Origin of the sequence: Chromobacterium sp. IRSSSOUMB001 (assembly GCF_023507765.1) — a bacterium.
Taxonomy (GTDB): domain Bacteria; phylum Pseudomonadota; class Gammaproteobacteria; order Burkholderiales; family Chromobacteriaceae; genus Chromobacterium; species Chromobacterium haemolyticum.
Map to the genome: position 1 here is coordinate 65,668 of NZ_JALCYU010000015.1, position 23,201 is coordinate 88,868.

The following is a 23,201-nucleotide window of genomic DNA, read 5'->3' on the forward strand; positions in this document are numbered from 1 at the left end:
CCCAACTGCCCGCACAGGCTACCGCTACGCCGCCAATGTCACTCCGGGATGAAAGTCGATAGCCGGCAAGGTTTCATCCAGCACCTGCAAAAAGGTGAAAGCGGCCGGCGATAGCGGCACGCCGCGCCGGGTGAACACGTGGACGTCCCGCTGCAGCTCGGCCGACTCAAACAAGCGGTAGGGCAGATCCCGCGCCGATGGATGAGAGGCGGCCAGTGCCGACAGCACGCAAGCGCCCACCCCCGCGCGAATCAGGCAGAACTGCATGTCCAGATTGGTGACGGTGATCTTGCTGGCCACCTGCTGCCAGAGCTCGGGATGGCTGCGCTCCAACGCGGACATGATGCTGGTGTCGCTCTCGTCCTGCAGCAGGGGCCATTGCCGCAAGGATTGGCAGTTGAGCGGCCCCGCTGGGGGCTCGAAGCCCGGCGGAAACATCACCCCCAACCGGGCGGACAGCAGCTTGCGCTTGTCCAGCTTGTCTCCGGCCGCGCCCACATAGGAGCCGATGCCGATGTCCACTTCCCCTGATTCGATGCGGCGCACCACGCCGCCGCTGGTATCGTCCAGCAGGCGCACATGGATGCACGGGTAGTCTCTTCTCAGCCGTTTGAGCACCTCCGGCAGCACGCTGGACGCAAAGGCCATGCCGCTGGCCAAGTAGACGCTGCCGCTGCTGCCGGCGGATTTTTCGCGCAGATCGGACAGCAGCAGTTCAAAGTCGTTCAGCAGCCGGCGGGCCACCGGCAGAAAGGCGTTGCCCTGAGTGGTGAGCGCCACTTTGCGGGTGGTGCGCTCAAACAGAGCCAGCCCAATCTCCTGCTCCAGTTCGCGTATGGTCTTGGTCAGCGTGGATTGCGTCAAAAACAGCTGGCGGGCGGCGGCGGTGAAGCTTTCGGCTTCGGCAACGGCCGAGAAGGCGCGCAGGTGGCGGAGAGAGATATTCATGAAGGATTGGAACTGATTGGATTTATTAATTCATTTTACACAAATAACTTTCAATACTTGCGCGCTTAACATCCACGCTCTTCATCATGGAACGGCGGCTCCGGCTTTGCCGATAAAACTCAAACGCAAGCCTCTGAGACCGGGTTTTGGTCGCCATCACATCCTTCATACACCGTCTCCCCCCGCAAGCCGCGACATGATCCCAACGCCGTACCGGACCTCCAGCCCTAAGAGCTTGTTCAAAGTCTGCTGCGCTTCGGCGATACGGCGTTGAGAACGGCTGAGAAAGCGGAATGTACACGTGGTGCATGAGCATTTCGAAGCGGTACTCACCGTGTCACGTCTCACGAAGCGCAGCAGATCGTATTAGGTTCTAAGGCTTCGCCCACATGGCGCGTTGCCTCTGGATGGCTAAAGGTTCCGGCGGCGGCGCGCCCACCAGCGCCTGGCGGGCGGTGACCATATTCTTGAACCCCGCCAGGCGATAACACTGCCGCACACAGGTGTCGCGGTTGGTCCATTTCCCGGACGCCCACATCTGCAACAGGACGGCGCGGGCAGGCTCATTCTCGCCCCGCCATTTGCGCCAATAATGGAAAGCCGTCAACGCCTGCTTGATTTCCTGATGGATGTCTTCGGTGTTGGCCGGGTGGATTGGATTGTTCTCCGCCAGAGAAATCACCCCCAGGCGCATCTCATAAGCAATGATCAAACGGGCGGCTCGCTTAAGGGCCTGGTTGTGCTGGATCAGCAGTTTCATCATGGCAATGCTCCCCGGAATCACAGCAGGTGGTTGAAGTGATCCAAGCCTTGTTTCAAGCGCTGCTGTATCGGCTCCAGCAAGGCCAAGGCTTCTTCGCTGCTGAACAGCAGCGGCTCGTCGCGTCGTTCCAGCAAAGTCAGCAAGGCTAAAAGCCCGGTGTGGGCGGCGCGCATGTCCATCACGCCGCGCAGCAGCGCGGTGTCCAGTTCGATATAGCAATGGTTGAGTTGCTGGCCCAGTTCGCCCAGCAGCGTCACATCGCCGGCGGCGGCGGGCAAGCGCTGGGAACAAAGGTGCAACTGCTCCATCACCGGCACAGCGGCGGGCGTGGAGTGTTGGCCTGCGCAGTGGGGGCAGGTGGGCGGCGGCATAGCGGGGGGAAAGGTGGAAAAGGTCATTACGGTCTCCATGTCAGCTTTGGAAACCTGCCCAGGCGAGGCTGGGACAGGCACGTGACAAGGTGGCAAGACCGGCTTACTAGACCAACGACCGGCAGTCCAGAGGACTCCCTGCCACGGCCCGCCCCGAATGGGTACGGCGTGGCAGCAGACGTAGCAGTGCCAAAGGCGGACACGACTTGTCTGCGGTCTAGTAATTTATAGGCTTGCCAGCCCGGCGCCGTGTGATTGAGCACGACGCGGGACCAAGCCTAAACAGGCTGGCGGAGGCCGTCAAGGAACGGAGAGGGACAGGGGCCTTAGAGCCTGTTCAAAATCTCGCGAGCAAGGGCGAGACAAGGCGAAAACGGCTGAGAAAGCGGAATGTACACGTGGTACATGAGCATTTCGAAGCGGTTTTCAACGCCGTATCGCCGCAGCGCAGCAGATTATGAACAGATTCTTAGGCGGCAACCGCCGCCTCCTGCCGGCTCAACCGATGCAGATGGCTGGCCAGCGGGCAGCTCAGCGCCAGTTCCTGCTGACCATGCCCCCGCAGCAGCAACGCCTGCCAGCTGCCGTCCGGGCCGGGCACCAGGCCGCCGCAGACGAAGCCGGCCTGTTGCAAGGCGTCCGCCGCGCGCGGGGCGTCCGGCCCCAGCGCCAGCCTGACGTAGACCAGCCGCCCGGCCGGCAGCGCCGCCACTTCCCGCAGCCGGCCGCCGCTGATCTCTCCCAGCCCCACTTCCAGCCGCCGGCCGTGGCTGGCGATGCTGAGTCCGCCGGCCGGCCCCTGCGCCGGCGGCGGCGCGCTGCCGAAGGCGCGGGTCAGCGGCGTCAGCCATTCCCGCCACGCCGCCGGCCAGTTCAACGCCGGGATCGGCCGGCTTTGCAGCGGCAGGCAGCCCAGCACGATGCTTTCCGGCTGCGGCTGGCCAAACGGCGAGGCCACGTAGTCCAGCAGCAGGCCGGTGGTGTGGAAGCCCAGGGTCTTGGCCAGGCGCTGGCTCTGGCCGTGGGACGACACTTGCTTGATGGTGAGCATGCTCAGGCCCAGGGCAATGCCTTGGGCGCGCAGATGGCGGCCCAGCGCGGTGGCCATGCCCTGGCCGCGCGCGTCCGGGTGCACCACGTTGAGCGCCAGCTCGGCGCTGCCCGGACAATGCGGGTCGCGCCACAGCGCGGCGTGGCCCAGCACCCGGCCATCGCGCACGGCCACGGCGGAATGCCAGCGGCCGGCGGCGTTGTGGCGGCGGATCATCGACGGCAGATAGACGTCCGGGTAGACGTAGTGTTCGCCGTAGATGGCGCGGAACAAGGCGCTGACGCCGGCGGCGTCGTCCGCCTGGAAAGCGCGAATGTCTATGCTCATGCCGCCACCTCGTCGTAACGGCGCTGGTCCACCACCCGCATCAGCTTGCCGGAGCGCGGATGGGTGAGCATGGCCTCCGGCGCGCAATAGGCGGCGTCCAAGCGCAGCAGGCCTTGGCTGCAGAGTTCGGCCAGGGCCGGTTGCGCCTCCAGCAGCAGTTGGCGCAGCGGCTCCGCCGCCGGGGCCGGCGCGTATTCGCTGGCCACCCGCAGGCTGAGGGTGTCGACGCCGTCGCGGCGGCCCACCAGCAGTTGCCAGGCCAGCACGCCGTCCTGCCCCCGCAGCAGCGGATCCAGCTCGTCCGGGAACAAGGACAGCGTGCAGACGCGCACGCGGTGGCCGCGGCTGGCGCGCCCTTGCAGAGCGAACTTGCGTTCCGGCCGCCCGGCCGGCTCGCGCCAGCAGGCCAGGTCGCCGGTGGGATAGCGGATCACCGGCATCAGCCGGCGTTGCAGATTGCTGACCACCAGCAGGCCCTTGCGGTCCGGCTCGGTGATCGGCAGGCCGCTGGCCTCGTCGATGATTTCAACCAGGGTGTCGGCGTCGAACACGCGGTGTTCGCCCTGGCCGCAATCCGGCCCGGCGGCGCCGATCAGGCCGGCGTCCACGCTGGCGCAGCCTATGGAGCCGATGCGGGCCTTGGGAAACACCCGGCCCAGCAGGGCCAGTTGCTCGGCGAACAGGCTTTCGCCGCCGTAGAGCAGGCAGCGCACGCCGGGCAGCGTGCGGCCGGCCTGTTGCAGCCAGCTGGCGAAGCGCACCAGTTGCACCGGCACGCCGGCCAGCACATTGATGTCCAGCGTGGCGATGGCGTCGGCCAGCGCGGCGTCCTCGACATTGCAGGTGAACGGGAATTCCACCACCGGCACCGGCGAGTGCGACAGCGCGCCGTGGATGAACAGCAGGCTGGTGTAGAGATCGCCGGCAAAGAACAGATTGGCGACGCGGTCGCCGGGCAGCAGCTGCCGGCCCAGGCCCTGACCGAAGGCGCGGACGAAGGCCTGCCATTCGTCGCGGCGGAACACCGACAGCTTACCTTCGCTGGTGGAGCCGCCGGTCTTGAACACATGGCCGTCCGCCAGCGGACCGCTCAGCACCGGCCAGTCCGCCAAGGGCTGGCACTGCCTCCAGTAGTCGGCCGGCTCGATCAGCGGCAGATCGCTCAGCGTCCAGTCCGCCGGCAGCTCGCGGTACAGTGCAGTGAAAAACGGCGAGTGAGCGCGGGCGTGTTCCACCAGCCGGCGCAGCCTGGCATCCATAGCGGCGTTCATCGCGCCGGCTCCGTGTTGCGGCGCTGGTCCAACACCAGCGGGGTCTTGCCGCTTTGCGGATGGCGCTGGAACTGACTGGCCGGGGTGGCGATGACTTCCAGCTGCAGCAGGCCGCCGCTGACCACTTCGTTCAGCATCGGGTGTTGCAGCAGGCGGGCGCGCACTTGCGCGGCGTCGCCGTCGGCCAGCACCCGGATGCGGTCGCCGCCGCTGGCGGCGTGGTCCACCAGCCATTGCAAAGCCAGGCCCAGCGGCGCGGACAGCGCTTCCGGGTTGACGAAGATGGTGCCGGCGCGCAGCAGCGCGCCGTGGCGGCCGGTGAGCTGGAAGCGCGGCGACGGCAGGCCGCAGCCGCAGCGGCCGGGCAGCCAGCGGCCCAGATCGCCCAGGTCGTAGCGCCGCACCGGCTGGCCTTCGCGCGCCAGCGAGGTGAAGGCCAGCCGGCCGACGGCGCCGGGCGCGGCCGGACGGTCGCTGTCCTGCTCCAGGATTTCCAGCCACTGAATATCGGCCAGCAGGTGGAATTCGCCGTCGCGGCCGTGGCCGCAGGCATGGCCCAGCGGGCCGGCGTCCACCGATCCGTACATTGCGGAGCGGATCAGCTCCACGCCGAAGCCGGTCAGGAACCGGCGTTGACCTTCGCTGATGTGTTCGCCGCCGCAGAACAGTTTGCGCACGCCGCCGTAGGCGCGCAGCGCGGCTTCCTCGCACTCGAACAAGCGCTGCAAGGTGCCCGGCATCCCCACCAGGGTGTTGACGCCGCGGGACACGATGAAGTGGGCGATCTGGCTGAAGTCGTCGTCCACCGGGCCGCCCATCGGGTATTGCGGCACGCCCAACTTGTCCAGGATGGTGAAGAAGCTGAGCATGCCGCCGTAGAGGTTGCCGCCGTAGAGCAGATTCATTACCCGGTCTTGCGCCGGGTCCAGACCCGCGGCGAACAGGCCGTCCGCCGCCGCTTGCATCTGGCGGTGGTAGTCGCGGTAGCTGAAGCCGGCCAGTTTGGGCTCGCCGCTGCTGCCGCCGCTGCGGAAGAACAGCTGGGCCGCCGGCCCCATCTCGGTTTGCTGGAAGGCCGCCTTGTCCATCACCGGCAGCGCGTCCAGGCCGGCCGGCGGCGGCGGCAAGGCGTCCAGCGTCGCATGGCCGGGCAGTTGGCCGTCGCTCAGGCTCACGGACACCCGCCGCGTCAGCCGGCTCAGCGCGTAAACGCCGTCGTGCGGCTCGCCGGCGTAGCCGTCGTGCATCGCTCCCACAGGACACAGCCGGCTGACGCCGGCGTCCAGCAGCAGGCGGCTGAGCGCCGGCACTTGCTCCGGCGCGGCGATCAGGCCGCAGCTTTGCAAATGGGTGCGCCAGGGCAGCAGCAGTTCCACCAGCCGCGCGCGCGGCGCCGGCCGCAGTTGCAGGGTGCGGAACAGCGGAGAGGCCGCCAGCTCTTGGCGCTGCGCCCAGGCCACGCGCCAACGCTCGCCCTGCTCCACCGCGCCGGCCACACCGGCAAACGACTGGTCCAGCCGCAGCATGGCCAGCTGGCTGGAGATTTCCGCGGCTTCCTGCACGTCCGGCTGCAGTGCGGGCCAGGCCGGCGCGCGCCGCGTCAGCGCGGCGGCCATGGCCTGGGCCGCACTGTGCAGCGCGGCTTCGTCCTCGCTGTCCACCAGCAGGCATTGCGGGCTGGAGCAGGCTTGCTGATCAAAACGGCAGACGTCGTCGGCCAGCGCGTCGTAATCGGCCTCCGTCGCCGCGGCCGGGTCCAGGTAGGCGAAGCTGATGCGGTGGCCCCAGGGTATCCAGCGGCAGCCGGCCGGCGCTTGGCGGCGGATGGCCTCCAGCGCGGCGTCGCCGCCCCAGGCGGACACGGCGTCGGCGCGGGCCAGCAGGCCGCTCAGTTGATTTGTGGCCAGCGGCAGCACCGCCACGTGGGCGGACAGAACGCCGGCAGCATCGTGGCTCAGGAAATCGGCCAGCAGCCGCGCGCTGCGGCCTTGGTCGCTGCCGCTGGGCCGCAGCCAGTTGACGTTGCCGGCCAGCAGGCTTTCCAGCACCGCCATGAAGGGCAGCAGCGGCGCGTTGGCCGGGGTGATGTGGGCCACTAGGCCCAGCGGCCGCCAGCTTTCAAAACGCGGCTGGCGGTAGTCGAAGCGGCGCAGCGAGAAGGCTTGCTCGCCCAGCTCGCGGCGGACCTTGGCTTGCAGCGCCTCGCGCCGGCAAAAGCCTTGCAGCGCGTCGACGGCGGCGGCGTCCAGGCCCAGGGCCTCCGCCCGTTGCGGCAGGGCGGCGGCGAAGCGTTCGGCGCAATCCAGCACCGCGTCCAAGGCCGGCGGCCGGGCCAGCGCGGCGGGCAGCCCCGCGTGCAATTGCGCCAGCGCGGCGGCGGCGTCCACGGCGGCGTTCAGTGTTCCGTTCAATAGATACATATCAGGATTCCTTGATCAATTCGGAGGCGGCCACCGCGCAGCTGCGGCTCTTGCTGGTGCCGGCGCGGCCCAGCAGTTCGAACCAGTCGGTGGCCAGGCCGCAGCCGCAGCTCTCGGCCGGATGCAGCACGGCCAGATCGCCCATCACGATGCTGTGGGCCGGGCTGGAGGTGATGTAGGGCGACAGCAGGTTGAGGAAGCCGGCGGCGCCGTAGGGTTGCGGCCGCAGGCTGGCGGTGTCGCGGATCACGGCGCGGGCGTAGCTGGGCAGGTGGAAACGGTGGCGTTCGCACTCCACGTAAGGCACCGGGTGCTCCACCGCGCCGTAGCCGTCGCGGCAACGCGCGTCCGGGATGCCCAGTTGCTCGCCCAGCCGCCGGTACAGCTCGGCCTTGGGAATGGCGCGGTCCGCGTGGGTTTTCCAGCCGCCGCCCAGGAACACCAGCGATTCCGGGTGCAGTTGCAGCGGCGGCAGGCCCAGTTCCCGCATGCGCTCCAGCGCGAACCACAGGAAGGCGGGGAAACCCAGCATACGCACCGGCAGGCCTTGTTCGGCGAAGTCCTGCAAGGCGCGGATCACGCCGAAGGGGTCGAACTCATTACCGTGGCCGTTGTGGCGCAAGGCGTAACAGGCCTGGTTCACCGGCGCGTACTTGCACAGGAATTGGTCGGTGTAGGCGGTTCCCAGGGTGATGGCGCCGGCCGGTTCGTAGCTGAGCAGCAGGTAGTTGCACGGCTGTTGCGGCGTGTCCCAGCCGTAATGCCGGAAGATGCGGTCCACCATGCTTTGCGCCGCGCCCAGGCTGCGCGCGTCGTAACGCATTCGGCTTTTCTGGCCGGTGGTGCCGGAGGAGGTCAGCTCCAGCGCGTCCTGACCGGCGGCGCTTACCACCAGTTGGCGTTTGAAGTAGTTGGCGAACAGCGGCGGCAGCCGCGACCAATCGTCCAGCGTCTCCAGCGCCGCGGCGTCCAGGCCGTTGGCCTGCAGCCAATGGCGATAGCCGGGCGTGTGTTCGCAGTGGTAATGGCTCAGTTCGCGCATGGCGGCGTCGAACAGCCGGCCGCAGTCGGCATCGGCGCGATAAGGGTGTTCCAGCGCGCACAGCGCGTCGACGTGGTTCAGCATGGTGAGGCTCCGGGAGTGAGAATGGGGATTCAAGCCGCTTGCAAGGCGTAAGCGCGCTGCTTGAGCAAGCGCCACAGCGGCCAGGCCGCCAGGCCGGCGCCCAAGACGGCCCAGCCGGCGAAGGCTTGCAGGCCGGCGCCCAGCCAGGCCAGCGCGCTGCAACCCAGGCCGAGCAAAGCGGTGGAAATCATGCCCAGCATCGCCGCCACCGCGCCCTTGCCGCTTTCGCTGGCGTAGAGGGTGAAGCGGTACAGGGTGGCGTGGCCCAGGCCCAGGCCGAAGGCGTACAGCGTCAGGCCCGCCGCCAGCGCCGGCAGCGCGCCGCTGGACCAGGTCAACGCCAGCATCGCCGCCAGGCCGCCGAACAAGGGCCACAACGCCAGCCGCAGCACCCGTTCCAGCTCCAGGCTGGCCGCCAGCCGGTTCAAGGTCAGGTTGCCGGCGATCAGCCCGCCGAACACCGGCAGCTGCCACAGTCCGTACTCAATGCCGGACAAGCCCAGCCCGCGCATCAGCAGCAGCGGCGACAGGCCGATCCAACCCACCAGCGGGATGGACAGCAGGCCCAGCGCCACGCTGCCGTGCATGAAGGGGGCGTTGCGCAGCAAAGCCGCGTACTGACGCGCGCTGCGGCCCAGGCGCAGCGGGCTCGCCGCCAGCCGGCTGCCGTCGCGCCGCTCCACGCCCAGGGTTTCCGGCATCCAGCGCCACAGGCCGACGGCCACCAAGGCCGCCAGCGCGCCGATCAGCGCGAACAAGCCGCGCCACGGCAACAGGCCCAACAACAAGCTGCCCAACAAGGGGCCGACCAGCGGCGACAGCAACGCGATATTGGCCAGCAGGGCCATCAGCCGCACCGCGTCTTTTTCCGGAAACGCTTCTTGCAGCGCCGGGTAGCTGACCACCATCACGAAGCCCAGAGACAGGCCCTGGATGAAGCGCAGCAGATTGAACAGCTCTATATCGCGGCTGCCGACGGCGGCGAGACAAGCCAGGGCGAAGCCGACGGCGCCGGCCACCAATAACGGTTTGCGGCCGTAACGGTCGGACAATGGACCAATCAGCCATTGCAAGGCCACCCCGCCCAGCAGGTAGGCGTTGAGCGCCGTCGGCACGTGACGGGCGTCGGCGTTCAAATCCGCGACGACTTGCAGCATGGCTGGCATCACCATATCGCTGCCGATATAAGTCAGTAGTTCGAAAGCGGCCAGCAATAGGCAAAAGCCCAGCGCGCGGCCTCGGGAAATAGGCAGCAAAGATTGAATTGCGTTTTGACTCATAAAATATCAAGGTAATTGAATGGCAGCCCTATAAAAACCATGGGCAATTTAAAACCGACAATGAAAAGCAACGCGGAGAGATGGACGGCGCGGCATTTGTTTCGGCAACTGAATAGGCCCGAAACATGACGTCGGGCTACTCAGAAGGGGCGAGATTATAGACAGGCTTTTTGTTTGAATTGACTGCCCTATTGGACAGTTATTCTAGAGTAAATATATTAATATCCAATTTTGGCGACGGATATTTATATAAATAAACCACACCCTAAAATAATATGCAAATGGCAATTTGGTTAATGCAAAACAAAACGATCCCAGTTGCAACCATTAATTGATTTAAAGAAGACTTTTCTAATTAGCACCTAAATACTGCTGGGCAATGTAAGATCCAAAATGCGGAGCGGACTTGTTTTATTGCGCAACGGCAAGAATGACAATGGATTCTCAAGGTTAGAATGTCATCTCCATCGACATTCCGCTTCCAGGAGCCCATCCCCATGAGATCCATCCTGTCCTTTGCCACCCTCCTGTCTTTGTTCTGCGCCGCGCCTTCCTGGGCCGGCGCGCCTCCGGCCCTGGTCGTCACCGGCCAGATCAAGGTGTCCAACCAGGCCAGCGCCGGCGAATACCACTTCAGCAAGGCCGAGCTGGAACGCTTGCAACAGCGCACCATCCAGACCAAGACCACCTGGACGCCGAAGTCGGCCTTCTCCGGCCCCACGCTCTCCGCCATCCTGCGCGCCGTGGGCGCGGCCGGCCGGCCGGTGGAAGTGGTCACCGAGGACCAGTACAAGGTGGTGATTCCGCCGGGCGACCAAAGCCGCTATCAGCCCATCCTGGCGCTGCGCATCAACGGCCGGCCACTGGAGGAGATGGGCTTCAGCCAATGGATGATGTATCCGCTCAACGACTTCCGCGAACTGCAAACCGCCGACATCGACGCCAAGCTGGCCTGGCGGGTGAAAGCGCTGGTGGTGCGCTGAGCGCGGCGCGGCGCTTAAGCCGCTAGCAAAGCGCTGCGGCCGATCTACGCCGATTTGCCTCAGCCGCGAGAGCCTGTTCAAAGTCTGCCGCACGTCGTGAACGCGTTACACGGTGAGTACACCTTCGAAATGCTCATGTACCACGTGTGCATTCCGCTTTCTCAGCCGTTTTCGCCTTGTCTCGCTCTTGCTCGCGAGACTTTTGAACAGGCTCTTAAGAGCGATTTTTGTTAGCCGCTTTTAGCCTAATTCGCGACTAAAAATGTCAATGCGCTGAATAAATACAGTTAGTCCAAAGTAAATATTTACCTGAATAAAATAAGAACTTTGGAATAAGAAGCGGACTCCAGTGGGTAGGTCCCCCCCCCCATCAAGCCAGCGGGGACCAGGGCGCAACCCGCAACTGGACAGGCCGTGCCCAGCGCCCGCAGCAGTCCGGCATGGCCTGATGGAATAAGAGAAATATGCACGCATCTAAGCTCAGTTCCTGTCTGTGGCTAGGCGCCGCGATGGTCGCCAGTCTGTCCTCTCTGCCCGCCTTCGCGGACGCTCCCCGCCAGTTGACGCTGGAACAACGCGGCGATCCCAGCGAGTGGCTGCTGGCGCACCGCCGCGGTTTTCTCACTCATCCCACCCAGTCCACCGGCTACTGGGCGCGCAAAGGCGAAGCGCTGAGCGTCAATATCGCCTACCAGGGCACGCCGCCCAACCTTCCTCCGGAGCTGTGGCTGGTGCCTATCGCCAACGCCAACAGCGCTATGCCGTCCAACCAGGTGGTCCAGCTACGCCCCGGCCTCAATCAGATCACCGCGCAGAACGACGGCGTGATCTATTTCGCGCCGCGCAGCCAGCCCGGCAGCGGCAAGATCGTGGCGACGCTGCAAAGCGGCGGCCGCGAAATACCGCGCTTCGTCCTGGGGCAGCACAGCAAGGCGGACTGGAGCGCCATGCTGAGCCGCCTGGCGGCCGAGCCTTACGCGGAGCTGGTGGGCAAACGCATGATCGTGACCATGCCGCTGCCTGTCCTGCGCCAGCAGGTGGACGACCCAAGCGCCGCCATGACGCTGTGGGACCGCATCGTCACCCTGGCCGAGGAACAATACGGCCTGGCCGCCGGCAATCCTTACCCGCACGCGGCGACGCCGTTCCAGTACCAGTTCGTCACCAAACCGGACAGCAGCGGCGGCTATATGTCGGCCAGCAATTACTGGCTGGGCACCAATGTCGGCGGCGCCGGCTCGGTGGCCAACTCCAAATTGCTGCAGCAGGACGGTTGGGGCCCCTGGCATGAGCTGGGCCATCACTACCAGATGCCGGCGATGACTTGGAACGACCAGACCGAGGTAACGGTGAACCTGACCTCGCTCTATGTGCAGCGGGCCTTGGGCCAGCGTTCGCGGCTGGAAACCGGCGGCAAATGGGACCTGGTGCGCCAGCACCTGAACCAGGCGCAGCCGTCTTACGACGCGCAAGCGGACTTGTTCGTGCGCGCGGCGATGTTCTGGCAACTGGACCTGGCCTTCGGCAAGGATTTCTACAGCCGGCTGGGGCAGCGCTACCGCAGCATGCCCTTTGCCGAGCTGCCCGCCGGCGACGAGGACAAACGCCAGCGCTTCATCATCGAAACCAGCCGCGTCGCCGGTCACAACCTGACCCCGTTTTTCGACAAATGGGGCTTGAAGGCCAGCACGGCCACCCGACAGACCCTGAGCAGCCTGGCCCTGCCCGCCCTGTCCCAGCCGATCTGGCTGAACCGCGATGAAAGCCTGCTCTATCGCTACCCGCTTGAGCAGCAGGGCCTGGCCGGCCGCGTGTCGCTGCCGGCCGCCGTCGACGCCGGCCGCGCTTTCAGCGTGGAAGCGCGGGTCAGCAACGCCGGCGGCAAGACGCTGCGCTACCAGTGGCAGTTGCCGCCCGGTTTCGGCGGTTCGCCCGGCAACAGCGCGACGGCGACGCTGACCGCGCCCGCGCAGGCGCTGCAAGGCGCGTACGCGCCGATTCGCGTCACCGTCAGCGACGGCGTCACCCAGATGACGCTGGGCAGCGCCATCCAGCTGCGCCGCCCCGGCGCGCAAAGCTACGATGCGATGATTCTGGCCGCGTACAACAAGGGATCGCTGCAAAAATGGAGCGAGAGCCGCACGGGCGCGCCGGGGGATGTTTACGTCTACGACAACCCCTACCGCAACACCCGCGACTATTTCCAGCTGAAAACCGCGCGCTATGGCTACTTCCCGACCGACGGCGGCAACAACGCCGGCTGGCAGTTCCTGGACAGCTACAACGGCGCCCCGCTGTCCGCCACCCAGTCCTACGACCTGGCGATGCTGACCTCGCAACGCAAGAGCCGTTTGAACAGCTGGAGCGAGAGCCGAACCGGCACGGTGGGGGACGTCTATGTCTACGACAACCCCTATCGCTCCTCCCGCGACTACTTCGTGCTGAAGAACGCGAACTACGGCTACTTTCCCACCACCGGCGTCAGCAACGGCAATTGGACCTTCATCGGCGCTTATGACGGCAGCCAGTACCTGACTCCGTAAACTCGGGTCCGGCTAGCGGGCCGGCCTTGGCCTTCGTCAAGGCCGGCCCGCCAAAGCGGCCAGGTGGCGGATGCGGACATTTCCAATACCATATTGTTTTCATGGTTTTTTTCGGAACGGTGAATTTTTACGCCCGCGCCGCGCCCAGCCGTCCGATAATGGCTTTCTGGCTGCAGTCGGCGGCGTGGGGCCGCCGACGCCCGTTCGCACCTGTTCATCATTGTGAAACTCAAGTCCCTTTTGGCTCTGATCTGCCTGATGGCAGGCATTCAGTGCGCGGCGGCGGAGCCGGCACTGGTCTTCGCCTACAATCTGTTCCCGCCCTGGAAGACCATGGACGCGTACGGCGCGCCGCAAGGACCGTACACCGAGCTGATGCGCGAGATGGCCAAGCGCGCCAAGCTGCGGCTGGTCTTCCTCCCTTGCCCGCTGACCCGCTGTCTGCAATACCTGCGCCAGGGCAAGGCCGATTTGGTGATCGGGGTGAAGAACACCGCGGCCCGCCGCGAGTTCATCGACTTCATCGAACCCGCCTTCGCCTCCGGTAGCCGGCTGGCCTTGTATCAGCGCGCCGACGACCCGCGGCCGCTGCGCAGCTATCGTCAGCTCTACCCCTTTCTGATCGGCGTGGTGGAGGGCGTGCGCTACCAGGACGAGTTCGACAGCGACCTGCGCGTGCGGCGCGAGCCGGCCCCGTCGCTGGATTCCAACTTCCGCAAGCTCAAGGCCGGCCGCATCGACGCCTTGATCGCCGATGAACGCCAAACCGCCGAGCTGGCCGCCAACGCCGAATTCCGCCGGTACGTGAAGCGCGCGCCGCTGCTGCTGTATTCGCCGGAGCCGCGCCGCATCGGCCTGTCCCCGCGCTCCCCGCACAAGCGCCGCATCGCGCTGGCGATGCGTTCCATGCTGCAAGACGGCACCGTGGCGCGCTTGTTGGCGGAAGCGCCGCGTCCGGCTTTCTAGCCGGCCCCGCCGTCGCGCGCGCGCAACAGCCCAAGCCGCCCGACGCGGCCGCGCTCCCGGGCTGGCAACTGGCGCATGGCGCAGCTTTACAAGCCGCGCCGTCAACGCTAGTGTCGTGCATAAGCCTTGCCGGCAGCATATGCGCGTCGACCGGCCTCATCCGCCTCCGCGCCTTGTTCCGCCTGCCCGCCCACGGCCGCTTCGCCGTCTTTCTTCCGCAATTCCGTTCCAACAGCCGTTGACTGACCTCTGTCTGATTCACGTCACATCGCTGCTGTAGGGTTTTGCTAGCATCCGGCCCTTTCACCGTCGAAATTGTCTGACGGTATACGGTCGGCAATATAAGTGTTGCGCGGGAAAATCCCGCATGCCTTTAATTGAATTCAAACGCTCGTTCGATTTAGCCCCGCACGGGCGTTCGCTATCTGGAATCTTTGTTATCTAATCGCAGGAAAGGAAGACCATGCATATCGCTATCCCAGCCGAGAGGCTGGCCGGTGAACACCGCGTGGCCGCAACGCCGGACACGGTGAAGAAACTCGTGGCCGGCGGCCACGCCGTCACGGTGGAAAGCGGCGCAGGCCTCGCGGCCGCGCAGCCGGACGCGGCCTATCAGGAAGCCGGAGCCGTCATCGCGGCGGACCGCGCCGCGGCGCTGGCCCAGGCCGACATAGTGCTGACGGTGCGCCCGCTGGACGAGGACGGCATTGCCGCGCTGAAGGACGGCGCGACGCTGATCGGCCAACTCAACCCCTATCACAACCACAACCTACCGGCGCTGGCCGCCAAACGCGTCTCCGCCTTCGCGCTGGAGTTGCTGCCGCGCAGCACCCGCGCGCAGAGCATGGATGTGCTCTCCAGCCAGAACAACATCGCCGGCTACCGCGCGGTGCTGCTGGCCACCCAGCACTATCCGCGCTTCATGCCCATGTTGATGACCGCGGCCGGCACGGTGAAACCGGCCCGGCTGCTGATTCTGGGCGTGGGCGTGGCCGGCCTGCAGGCCATTGCCACCGGTAAGCGCCTGGGCGCGGTGGTGGAGGCCTTCGACGTGCGTCCGGCCACCAAGGAACAGGTGGAGTCGCTGGGCGCCAAGTTCATCGAAGTGCCGATGAGCGAAGAAGAAAAAATGGCCAATAGCGGCGTTTACGCCAAGGAAATGTCCGAGAGCTATCGCCAGCGCCAGGGCGAGCTGGTGGCCAAACACGCCAAGGCGGCGGACATCGTGATCACCACCGCGCTGATCCCGGGAAAACCGGCGCCCAAGCTGCTGTCGGCCGAGGTGGTGGAGGCGATGAAGCCGGGCTCGGTCATCGTGGACCTGGCGGCGGAAACCGGCGGCAACTGCGCGCTGACCCGCCCCGGCGAAACCGTGCGCCTGGACAACGGCGTCACCGTGGTCGGCCAGACCAATCTGCCCGGCCTGCTGGCGGCGGACGCCTCCAGCCTGTACGCCAAGAACCTGCTGACCTTCCTCGGCCTGCTGCTGACGCCGGAAGGCCTGAACCTCAATCTGGAAGACGAGATCCTGTCCGCCACGCTGGTGACCCACGCCGGCCAGGTCCGCTTCCCCGCCGCCGATTAAGGAGAACAAGATGGTAGATCCCTTCATCACCAGCCTCACCGTCTTCGTGCTGGCCGTCTTCGTCGGCTACCACGTGGTCTGGAACGTCACCCCCGCGCTGCACACCCCGCTGATGGCGGTGACCAACGCCATTTCCGGCATCATCATCGTCGGCGCCATGCTGCAGGTGGTGGACATCAACGGTTCCGAAATCACCCTCACCTCGGTGTTGGGCACCATCGGCATCTTCCTCGCCAGCATCAACATCTTCGGTGGCTTCCTGGTCACTCAGAGGATGCTGGACATGTTCAAGAAAAAGAAGAAATAAGGGACCACGATGGAAAACCTGTCCGCAATTCTTTATCTCATCGCCGCGGTGTTGTTCATCCTGGCGCTCAAGGGGCTGTCCAGTCCGGCCTCCGCCTTGCGCGGCAACCTCTACGGCATGATAGGCATGCTCATCGCCGTGGCCACCACCTTGCTGATCATGGACAAACCGGTGCTGGCGCTGATCGCGTCCGCCATTGTCGCCGGCGGCGCCATCGGCGCGTGGAAAGCCAAGACCGTGCAGATGACCGGCATGCCGGAGCTGGTGGCGGCGATGCACTCGCTGGTGGGCCTGTCCGCGGTGCTGATCGCGGTGGCGGCCATCTTCCACAGCGGCGTGGAGCACACCCAGGTGCAAAAGGTGGAGCTGTTCATCGGCGCCTTCATCGGCGCGATCACCTTCACCGCCTCGGTGATCGCCTACGGCAAACTGTCCGGGCGCTTCGGCTCCAAGGCCGTGAACTTCAAAGGCCAACACCTGCTTAATCTGCTGCTGGCCGTCGCCATGGTTGGCTTTGGCGTGGTGTATTTCCTCAGCGACAGCCAGGCCGCCTTCCTGACCATGCTGGCCATCGCGCTGGCCTTGGGGGTGACGCTGATCATTCCGATCGGCGGCGCCGACATGCCGGTGGTGGTGTCCATGCTCAACTCCTACTCCGGCTGGGCGGCCGCCGGCATCGGCTTCACGCTGAACAACCCGGTGCTGATCATCGCCGGCGCCTGCGTCGGCGCTTCCGGCGCGATTCTGTCCTACATCATGTGCAAGGCGATGAACCGTTCCATCGTCGCGGTGCTGCTGGGCGGCTTCGGCGCCGAGACGGCCGCGGGGGGCGGCGCCGGCGACGGCGGACCCAAGAACCACAAGTCCGGCTCCGCCGAGGACGCCGCCTTCCTGATGGCCAACGCCGACAGCGTGATCATCGTCCCCGGCTACGGCCTGGCGGTGTCGCGCGCTCAGCACGCCTTGCAGGAGTTTGCCGAAATCCTGCACCAGAAAGGCGTCAACGTGCGCTACGCCATCCACCCGGTGGCGGGCCGGATGCCAGGCCATATGAACGTGCTGCTGGCCGAGGCCGAGGTGCCCTACGAGCAGGTGCAGGAGATGGAAGAGATCAACTCCGACTTCTCCAACACCGACGTGGTGCTGGTGATAGGCGCCAACGACGTGGTCAACCCGGCCGCGCAGAAGGACAAAACCAGCCCGATCTACGGCATGCCCATCCTGGACGCTCATAAGTCGCGCAGCGTAATCGTAGTCAAACGCTCGATGAACGCCGGCTACGCCGGTCTGGACAACGAGCTGTTCTATATGGACAAGACCATGATGGTGTTTGGCGACGCCAAGAAGGTGGTGGAGGAGTTGCTCAGGGGAGTGGAGCAGCTGTAGCGCGCAGCCCCATGCCTTCGGCATTTCAAAACCGCCCAATGTTTTAAGCTTGGGCGGTTTTTTGTTTCCGTCTATTTCGAGCTCCGCTTTTCCGCGCCGCCGCGCTTCACAAGCGGCGGTTATCAGGTGTATTGTAAACAAATATTAGTTTTTGTTTATACATGGAGTATGGCAATGCAAAATACTGGCTTCTCCGCCCGGCGCCTGGCGGCGCTGTGGCTGGGCGCGCTGGCCTTGCCGCTGCCGGCGCTGGCCATGCCCAATCTGCAGGGAACCGAATGGCGGATGGTGGAACCCGCGCCCGCGGGCCAGCCGCCCACCGTCGCCTTCCAGCCGGGCAAGATCACCGGCTTCGCCGGCTGCAACCGCTTCATCCGCACCGTTGACGCCAAGGGCAAGGCGCAGGTGGCCACCACCCGCATGGCCTGCCGGCCGCCGCTGATGGAGATGGAGCAACACTTCATCGCCTTCCTCTCCAGCCCCTTCCGCGTGTTGCCGGACGGCCGGGCGCAGAACCTGGTGCTGAAGTCGGAGCGCGCCGAATACCGCTTCGTGCGCTTGACCCCCGACGCCGACCCGGCGGCGCAGCCGGCCAAGCTGCAATACCTGTACGTGGCGCCGGAACGCCAGGCCTGCCACAACGGCGAAGCCGCGCGCGACTGCCTGCAGGTGCGCGAGCGCGCCGAGCAAAGCTGGCGGCCGCTGCAAGGCGAAATCGCCGGCTTTCACCCCAAGCCCGGCATCAGCTACTACATCAAGCTGAAACCGGCGGCGCAGGCCGACGCCGGCGCGCGCTGGACGCTGGAACGCATCGTCTACAGCGAGGAAGTCAGCAAACTGCGCTGAACTCTCGAGGCCGGCCAGCGCTCCAAGCGCAGTCCGCCCATGACCTTAACCACGGAATACGATAATGAAAAAATCGCTTTTGCTCGCCGCTCTGACCGCAGCCGCCCTGAGCGCCTGCGCCACCCCGCAAACCGGAGCCAAAATGGACGCCCAAGCGGAGATCAAACTGGACGCGCTGGCCGGCCAATGGAAACAGGACGCCGCCGAGCACCCGATCACCCTCAGCTTCAAGGACGGCGGCGTATCCGCCCGCGCCGGCTGCAACGGCATGTTCGGCCCGGTGTCGCTGGAAGGCGGCAAGCTGGTCAGCAAGCAGCTGGCCAGCACCCTGATGATGTGTCCGCCGGAGGCGATGGAGCGCGACCGCGCGCTGGCCGCCTTCCTGGGCGCCAAGCCCGCGGTCAAGCTGGACGGCGACAAGCTGACGCTGCAGGCCGGCGACAAGACGTTGAGCTTTGAGCGCCAGCCTTCGCTGGAAGGCGGCGTCACCCGCTTCGTCTACGTGGCCGCCGAGCGCAAGCCCTGCACCGGCGTGGCGCCGATGCAATGCCTGCAGATCCGCGAAAGCAAGGACCAGCCGTGGCAGCTGCACTACGGCGAGATCGAGGGCTTCAAGCCGGAGCCGGGCATCGCCTACCGCCTGCGCCTGAAAGAGTTCAAGGTGGAGAACCCGCCGGCCGACGCTTCGTCCATCCGCTGGGTGCTGGACATGGTGGTGGAGCAGGAAGTCGTCAAGAAATAAGCGGCGGTGTGACCCCAATAAAAACGCGAGGCCGAGGCCTCGCGTTTTTATTGGGCCGGCGTCCGGCTCAGCACTTGCAGTCGTCGGCGTTGACCTGGCGGTACAGCTCGATCAAGCGGCGGGTGGAGCTGTCGTGCTCGGCGTGCTTGAGCTTGCCGGTCAGCTCCGCGTGTATGGTCTTGGCCAGTTGCTTGCCCAGTTCCACGCCCCACTGATCGAAGCTGTTGATGTGCCAGATCACGCCCTGGACGAAGATCTTGTGCTCGTACAGCGCGATCAAGGAGCCCAGATTGCGCGGGTTCAAGCGGCTCATCAGCAGGGTGTTGGTGGGGCGGTTGCCGCCAAACACCTTGTGCGGCACCAGCGCTTCCAGCGCCTCGCCCTTGAGGCCCTGCTCCTTCAGCTCTGCGCGCACCTCGTCCGCGGTCTTGCCGCGCATGAAGGCCTCGGCCTGGGCGAACACGTTGGCCAGCAGGATTTCATGGTGGCCGGGCAGGCTGGAACAGTTTTGCACCGAGGCAATCAGGTCGATCGGCGAAATGTGGGTGCCTTGATGCAAGAGCTGGAAGAAGGCGTGCTGGCCGTTGATGCCGGTCTCGCCCCAGATAATGGGAGCGGTTTCGAAGTTCACCGGCTGGCCGTCCAGCATCACCTGCTTGCCGTTGGACTCCATGTCCAGCTGCTGGATGAAGGCCGGCAGGCGGTGCAGGTATTGATCGTAAGGCGCGATCACATGGCTGCCGCCGCCGTAGTAATTGATGTACCAGACTCCAATCATGGCCAGCAGCACCGGCATGTTCTGTTCGAACGGCGCGTTTCTGAAATGCTGGTCCATAATGTGGGCGCCGTTGAGGAGTTCGGTGAAGTTCTCCTCGCCCAGGTAGAGCATGATGGGCAGGCCGATGGCCGACCACAGGCTGTAGCGGCCGCCCACCCAGTCCCAGAATTCGAACATGTTCGACGGGTCGATGCCGAAATCCGCCACCGCCTTCTGGTTGGTGGACACCGCCACGAAGTGCTTGGCCACCGCGCTTTCATCGCGCGAGCGCTGCAAGAACCAGTCGCGCGCGGTCAGCGCGTTGGTCAGCGTCTCTTGAGTGGTGAAGGTCTTGGACTCCACCACGAACAGCGTGGTCTCGGAATGGACCTTTTTCAGCGTTTCCTTGAGCTGGGCGCCATCCACATTGGAGACGAAGTGCATGTTCAGCCGCGGATGGCCGAAAGGCTTGAGCGCGCTACAGACCATCAACGGGCCCAGATCCGAGCCGCCGATGCCGATGTTGACGATGTCGGTGATGGGCTGGTTGGTATAGCCCAGCCATTCGCCGGAACGCACCGCGTGAGCAAACTTGCCCATGCGCTCCAGCACCGAGTTGACCTTGGGCATCACGTCCTCGCCGTCCACATGGATGGGCGAGTTGGTGCGGTTGCGCAGCGCCACGTGCAGCACTGCGCGGTTTTCGGTGCTGTTGAGCTTCTCGCCCTTGAACATGGCCTTGATCTTGGCCGGCAGCCCGGATTCGCGCGCCAGTTGCATCAAGCCCTTCAGGGTGTCGTCGGTGATGCGGTTCTTGGAATAGTCGAGGAACAGGCCGCCCACCTCCAGCGCATAGCGCTCCGCCCGCTCCGGATCGGCGGCGAACAAATCGCGCATGTGCTGGTGCTTGGCCTCGGCAAAATGGTCCCATAGTGCCTGCCAGGCCGGCAGTTCGGTCAGTTCGCTCATGATGGTCAATCCTCTTCGGTTTTGTTGTCCAGCCTTCGGTTCTTCAGGCTGTGCTTGGTTTTTTCCAGCTGGCTGATCAGGCCCGGCCCGCGCTTGAGCGCCACGCTCACCGCCAGGATGTCGATCTGCACCAGATGCACGATGCGCGAAATCATCGGGCTGTAGGTTTCATTGTCTTCCAATGTGTCGGCGATCAAGGCCACGGTGGCGCGGCGCGCCAGCGGCGAACCGCTGGTGGTCAGCGCCACCACGCTGGCGCCGGCGGACAAGGCCACGTCCACGGCTTCCAGCAACTCCAGCGTGCGGCCGGAGCTGGAGATCGCCACCAGCACATCGCCCGGCCCCAGCACCGACGCCGCCATCATCTGAATGTGGGTATCGGAATAGGCGACGGTGGGAATGCCGAAGCGGAAGAATTTGTGCTGGGCGTCCGCGGCGATGATGCCGGAGTTGCCCAGGCCGTAGAACTCGATGCGGCGCGCGTCGGTCAGCAGCCTCACCGCGGATTCTATCGACTGCGGATTGACGTCGTTGCGGCACTTGAGCAGCGCGGACACGGTGTTGTCGAATACCTTGGCGACGATTTCCGAGGTGGGATCTTCAGGGCGCACGCTGGAGTGCACATAGGGCACGCCGGTGACCAGGCTGCCGGCCAGCTTCAGTTTGAAGTCCGGCAGGCCGGAACAGCCCACGGTGCGGCAAAAGCGGATCACGGTGGGCTGGCTGACGCCGGCGTTCTTGGCGATGTCGGCCACCGCCGCCTGGATCACGGTGTAAGGCTGCTCCAGCACCAGCTCGGCCACTTTGCGCTCGGCCGAGGACAGGATCTCCAATTGGCTCCTGATACGTTCAAGCATGTATTTACTCTCCTGCCGCGCCGTCGTCAGGATGCGCCCGGGGTCGGGCGCGGGCGCTCGCCAGTTCGGCCGCCAGATGGGCGGCCACGCCCGGCAAAGCCGGGTAGGAGCTGACGATCAGATAGACCGGAATCGCGGCCAGATAGCCGGACATCCGTCCCTTATCCTCGAAGCGGCGGCGGAATGGTGATTGTTCAAAAAAACCGCGTAGACGCGGCACGATACCACCACCTAGATACACGCCGCCACGGGCGCCGAGATTCAGGGCCAGATTCGCTGCCGCGCCGCCCAGCATGCCGCAGAACACTTCCAGGGTTTCGCGGCAGCGCGGACAGGCTCCGGACAGGCCGCGCGCGGTGACCTCGGCCGGGTCCAACACCGCGGCCGTTTCGCCGGCGCGTTCGCACAAGGCTTGGTAAATCAACGGGATGCCGGAGCCGGACAGCAGCCGTTCGGCGGATACATGGCCAAAGCGCCGCATCGCGTGACGCCAGATGTCGGCCTCGCGCTCGTCAAACGGGGCGAAGCCGACGTGGCCGCCCTCGCCGGACAAGGGCGCGTAGCCGCCCGGGTAGGGAATCAGCGCCGACACGCCCAGGCCGGTGCCGGGGCCGATCAGCGCCAGCGGCGCGCCGGCTTCCGCCTCGCCGCCGCCGATTTGCAGCAGTTCGCTCGTCGGCAAATGCGGCAGGGCCAGCGCCAGCGCGGTGAAATCGTTGATCACCCGCAGCGTGGTCAGGCCCAGCGCCTGGCGCGTGGCCTCGATGGAGAACGCCCAATGGTGATTGGTCATCTGCACCCAGTCGCCCAGCACCGGGTTGGCGATGCCGAAAGCGGCATGGGCGACCGCGCGCGCGCCGGCCAGGTCCAGATAAGCGCGGATCGCGTCCAACAGCGTGGGGTAGCCGGCGCAGGGCAGCACCTCGATGTCCTCGATCACGCCAGGCGCGGTTTCCAGCGCAAAGCGGGCGTTGCTGCCGCCGATATCGGCCAGCAGCCGCGGCCATTGCTCAGGCAGACCAGTAGACATCCAGCTCCACCTTGTTCTGGGCCAGGAAATGGCTGATGGGCAACGCGTCGCTGACGCCCTTGGCGGCGGCGTCCAGCACCTGGCGCTTCTTGTCGCCCTGGATGGACAGAATCAGACAACCGGCGCGCAGCAACGCGGCGTAGCTCATCGAGATCCGTCGGTGCGGCGCGGTCTTGGGCGTCACCGCCAGGAAGGCCGCGGCGGAGGCCGGGTCCAGCCCGGCCGTCAGCTCGTCGGCGCCGGGGAATAGCGAGGCGGTGTGGCCGTCCTCGCCCATGCCCAGGATGGCGACGGTGGGCGGAACGAAGCCGGCGTTGGCGCGCGCCACCTCGGCGTCGATGTCCGCGGCGTCTTCCACCAGGGGCAGGAAACGCGCCTCCACGGCGCGGTCGCGCAGCAAGTGGGCGCGCACCAGCGCGGCGTTGCTGTCCGGATGGCTGTCCGGCACGAAACGCTCGTCCACCAGGGTGACAGTCACCTTGGACCAGTCTATCGCCATGGTGCTGAGCATGTGGAAAAAGGGAATCGGCGATTTGCCGCCGGACACCGCCAGCACGGCGGCGCCCTGACTGGCGATGGCGGCGCCCAGCCTGGCGGCCACGCTATTGGCCAGCGCGGTGGACTGTTGCTCGCTATCGGAAAATTCTACGCAGTTCATCAGCGGCGCTCCGCG

Annotated in this window: 20 protein-coding genes; 8 read left to right on the forward strand and 12 right to left on the reverse strand. The window is 65.6% G+C overall.

All coding sequences use genetic code 11. From position 1 onward, the window contains the following. Window positions 1–24 precede the first annotated feature (24 nt). From MOV80_RS18700 to MOV80_RS18735, 8 genes are all read right to left on the reverse strand, one after another. Window positions 25–948 carry a LysR family transcriptional regulator gene (locus MOV80_RS18700; RefSeq protein ID WP_081575301.1) on the reverse strand — a complete coding sequence of 308 codons (924 nt, stop codon included), beginning with the start codon at window positions 946–948 and terminating at the stop codon, window positions 25–27. A 373-nt stretch (window positions 949–1,321) separates the two neighbouring features. Then, entirely contained in the window at window positions 1,322–1,711 is a 390-nt protein-coding gene (locus tag MOV80_RS18705) for a hypothetical protein (protein ID WP_107731406.1), read from the reverse strand. Between the two features lie 17 nt (window positions 1,712–1,728). Next, window positions 1,729–2,109 carry a hypothetical protein gene (locus MOV80_RS18710; RefSeq protein WP_107731405.1) on the reverse strand — a complete coding sequence of 127 codons (381 nt, stop codon included), beginning with the start codon at window positions 2,107–2,109 and terminating at the stop codon, window positions 1,729–1,731. Window positions 2,110–2,551: 442 nt separating this feature from the next. Further along, window positions 2,552–3,460, reverse strand: a complete 909-nt coding sequence (locus MOV80_RS18715; protein ID WP_107731404.1) for a GNAT family N-acetyltransferase — start codon at window positions 3,458–3,460, stop codon at window positions 2,552–2,554. After that, a complete protein-coding gene (locus tag MOV80_RS18720; RefSeq protein ID WP_240333846.1) occupies window positions 3,457–4,731 on the reverse strand; it encodes a phenylacetate--CoA ligase family protein in 1,275 nt (424 codons plus the stop codon). Before MOV80_RS18720 ends, MOV80_RS18715 begins: the two co-directional genes overlap by 4 nt. Next, a complete protein-coding gene (locus MOV80_RS18725) occupies window positions 4,728–7,151 on the reverse strand; it encodes an acyl-CoA reductase (protein WP_249605375.1) in 2,424 nt (807 codons plus the stop codon). Before MOV80_RS18725 ends, MOV80_RS18720 begins: the two co-directional genes overlap by 4 nt. A gap of 1 nt (window position 7,152) precedes the next feature. Beyond that, complete coding sequence (locus tag MOV80_RS18730; protein ID WP_081575297.1) at window positions 7,153–8,277, reverse strand: acyl-protein synthase; 1,125 nt, start codon at window positions 8,275–8,277, stop codon at window positions 7,153–7,155. A gap of 29 nt (window positions 8,278–8,306) precedes the next feature. Continuing rightward, entirely contained in the window at window positions 8,307–9,557 is a 1,251-nt protein-coding gene (locus MOV80_RS18735) for an MFS transporter (protein WP_249605376.1), read from the reverse strand. Window positions 9,558–10,054: 497 nt separating this feature from the next. Between MOV80_RS18735 and MOV80_RS18740 the strand changes: the two genes are divergently transcribed. From MOV80_RS18740 to MOV80_RS18775, 8 genes are all read left to right on the forward strand, one after another. Next, a complete protein-coding gene (locus MOV80_RS18740; protein WP_019101543.1) occupies window positions 10,055–10,540 on the forward strand; it encodes a hypothetical protein in 486 nt (161 codons plus the stop codon). Window positions 10,541–11,004: 464 nt separating this feature from the next. Then, window positions 11,005–13,083, forward strand: coding sequence for a M60 family metallopeptidase (locus MOV80_RS18745; protein WP_249605377.1), 2,079 nt, complete (start codon window positions 11,005–11,007; stop codon window positions 13,081–13,083). A gap of 258 nt (window positions 13,084–13,341) precedes the next feature. Continuing rightward, on the forward strand, window positions 13,342–14,049 hold the full coding sequence (locus MOV80_RS18750; protein WP_249605378.1) for a transporter substrate-binding domain-containing protein: 708 nt from the start codon (window positions 13,342–13,344) through the stop codon (window positions 14,047–14,049). Window positions 14,050–14,512: 463 nt separating this feature from the next. After that, window positions 14,513–15,634: a Re/Si-specific NAD(P)(+) transhydrogenase subunit alpha gene (locus MOV80_RS18755; RefSeq protein ID WP_019101644.1), complete on the forward strand. Its 1,122-nt coding sequence runs from the start codon at window positions 14,513–14,515 to the stop codon at window positions 15,632–15,634. A gap of 10 nt (window positions 15,635–15,644) precedes the next feature. Next, window positions 15,645–15,941 carry a proton-translocating transhydrogenase family protein gene (locus tag MOV80_RS18760; RefSeq protein WP_019101645.1) on the forward strand — a complete coding sequence of 99 codons (297 nt, stop codon included), beginning with the start codon at window positions 15,645–15,647 and terminating at the stop codon, window positions 15,939–15,941. 9 nt (window positions 15,942–15,950) lie between these two features. Next, window positions 15,951–17,327: an NAD(P)(+) transhydrogenase (Re/Si-specific) subunit beta gene (locus tag MOV80_RS18765; protein ID WP_118268560.1), complete on the forward strand. Its 1,377-nt coding sequence runs from the start codon at window positions 15,951–15,953 to the stop codon at window positions 17,325–17,327. A gap of 174 nt (window positions 17,328–17,501) precedes the next feature. Further along, the gene (locus MOV80_RS18770; protein WP_249605379.1) at window positions 17,502–18,173 is read left to right on the forward strand and encodes an META and DUF4377 domain-containing protein; all 672 of its coding nucleotides are present in this window, start codon (window positions 17,502–17,504) and stop codon (window positions 18,171–18,173) included. 64 nt (window positions 18,174–18,237) lie between these two features. Next, window positions 18,238–18,915: an META and DUF4377 domain-containing protein gene (locus MOV80_RS18775; RefSeq protein WP_249605380.1), complete on the forward strand. Its 678-nt coding sequence runs from the start codon at window positions 18,238–18,240 to the stop codon at window positions 18,913–18,915. A gap of 67 nt (window positions 18,916–18,982) precedes the next feature. Here MOV80_RS18775 and pgi read toward each other — a convergent pair whose 3' ends face one another. The 4 genes from pgi to pgl are packed head-to-tail and all read right to left on the reverse strand — an operon-like array spanning window position 18,983 to window position 23,186. Beyond that, window positions 18,983–20,641: a glucose-6-phosphate isomerase gene (pgi, locus tag MOV80_RS18780; protein WP_249605381.1), complete on the reverse strand. Its 1,659-nt coding sequence runs from the start codon at window positions 20,639–20,641 to the stop codon at window positions 18,983–18,985. A gap of 5 nt (window positions 20,642–20,646) precedes the next feature. Then, a complete protein-coding gene (gene hexR / locus MOV80_RS18785; RefSeq protein WP_019103156.1) occupies window positions 20,647–21,498 on the reverse strand; it encodes a transcriptional regulator HexR in 852 nt (283 codons plus the stop codon). 4 nt (window positions 21,499–21,502) lie between these two features. Continuing rightward, window positions 21,503–22,528, reverse strand: a complete 1,026-nt coding sequence (locus tag MOV80_RS18790) for a glucokinase (protein ID WP_043592587.1) — start codon at window positions 22,526–22,528, stop codon at window positions 21,503–21,505. Next, window positions 22,509–23,186 (reverse strand): 6-phosphogluconolactonase, encoded by a 678-nt coding sequence (gene pgl, locus MOV80_RS18795; protein ID WP_019103154.1) that lies wholly within the window; start codon window positions 23,184–23,186, stop codon window positions 22,509–22,511. Before pgl ends, MOV80_RS18790 begins: the two co-directional genes overlap by 20 nt. Window positions 23,187–23,201: the final 15 nt, after the last annotated feature.

Bases quoted from the DNA above. Each gene is read 5' to 3' on its own strand.
- MOV80_RS18700 (WP_081575301.1), bottom strand. From the start codon at position 948: ATGAATATCTCTCTCCGCCACCTGCGCGCCTTCTCGGCCGTTGCCGAA.
- MOV80_RS18705 (WP_107731406.1), bottom strand. From the start codon at position 1,711: ATGATGAAACTGCTGATCCAGCACAACCAGGCCCTTAAGCGAGCCGCC.
- MOV80_RS18710 (WP_107731405.1), bottom strand. From the start codon at position 2,109: ATGACCTTTTCCACCTTTCCCCCCGCTATGCCGCCGCCCACCTGCCCC.
- MOV80_RS18715 (WP_107731404.1), bottom strand. From the start codon at position 3,460: ATGAGCATAGACATTCGCGCTTTCCAGGCGGACGACGCCGCCGGCGTC.
- MOV80_RS18720 (WP_240333846.1), bottom strand. From the start codon at position 4,731: ATGAACGCCGCTATGGATGCCAGGCTGCGCCGGCTGGTGGAACACGCC.
- MOV80_RS18725 (WP_249605375.1), bottom strand. From the start codon at position 7,151: ATGTATCTATTGAACGGAACACTGAACGCCGCCGTGGACGCCGCCGCC.
- MOV80_RS18730 (WP_081575297.1), bottom strand. From the start codon at position 8,277: ATGCTGAACCACGTCGACGCGCTGTGCGCGCTGGAACACCCTTATCGC.
- MOV80_RS18735 (WP_249605376.1), bottom strand. From the start codon at position 9,557: ATGAGTCAAAACGCAATTCAATCTTTGCTGCCTATTTCCCGAGGCCGC.
- MOV80_RS18740 (WP_019101543.1), top strand. From the start codon at position 10,055: ATGAGATCCATCCTGTCCTTTGCCACCCTCCTGTCTTTGTTCTGCGCC.
- MOV80_RS18745 (WP_249605377.1), top strand. From the start codon at position 11,005: ATGCACGCATCTAAGCTCAGTTCCTGTCTGTGGCTAGGCGCCGCGATG.
- MOV80_RS18750 (WP_249605378.1), top strand. From the start codon at position 13,342: ATGGCAGGCATTCAGTGCGCGGCGGCGGAGCCGGCACTGGTCTTCGCC.
- MOV80_RS18755 (WP_019101644.1), top strand. From the start codon at position 14,513: ATGCATATCGCTATCCCAGCCGAGAGGCTGGCCGGTGAACACCGCGTG.
- MOV80_RS18760 (WP_019101645.1), top strand. From the start codon at position 15,645: ATGGTAGATCCCTTCATCACCAGCCTCACCGTCTTCGTGCTGGCCGTC.
- MOV80_RS18765 (WP_118268560.1), top strand. From the start codon at position 15,951: ATGGAAAACCTGTCCGCAATTCTTTATCTCATCGCCGCGGTGTTGTTC.
- MOV80_RS18770 (WP_249605379.1), top strand. From the start codon at position 17,502: ATGCAAAATACTGGCTTCTCCGCCCGGCGCCTGGCGGCGCTGTGGCTG.
- MOV80_RS18775 (WP_249605380.1), top strand. From the start codon at position 18,238: ATGAAAAAATCGCTTTTGCTCGCCGCTCTGACCGCAGCCGCCCTGAGC.
- pgi (WP_249605381.1), bottom strand. From the start codon at position 20,641: ATGAGCGAACTGACCGAACTGCCGGCCTGGCAGGCACTATGGGACCAT.
- hexR (WP_019103156.1), bottom strand. From the start codon at position 21,498: ATGCTTGAACGTATCAGGAGCCAATTGGAGATCCTGTCCTCGGCCGAG.
- MOV80_RS18790 (WP_043592587.1), bottom strand. From the start codon at position 22,528: ATGTCTACTGGTCTGCCTGAGCAATGGCCGCGGCTGCTGGCCGATATC.
- pgl (WP_019103154.1), bottom strand. From the start codon at position 23,186: ATGAACTGCGTAGAATTTTCCGATAGCGAGCAACAGTCCACCGCGCTG.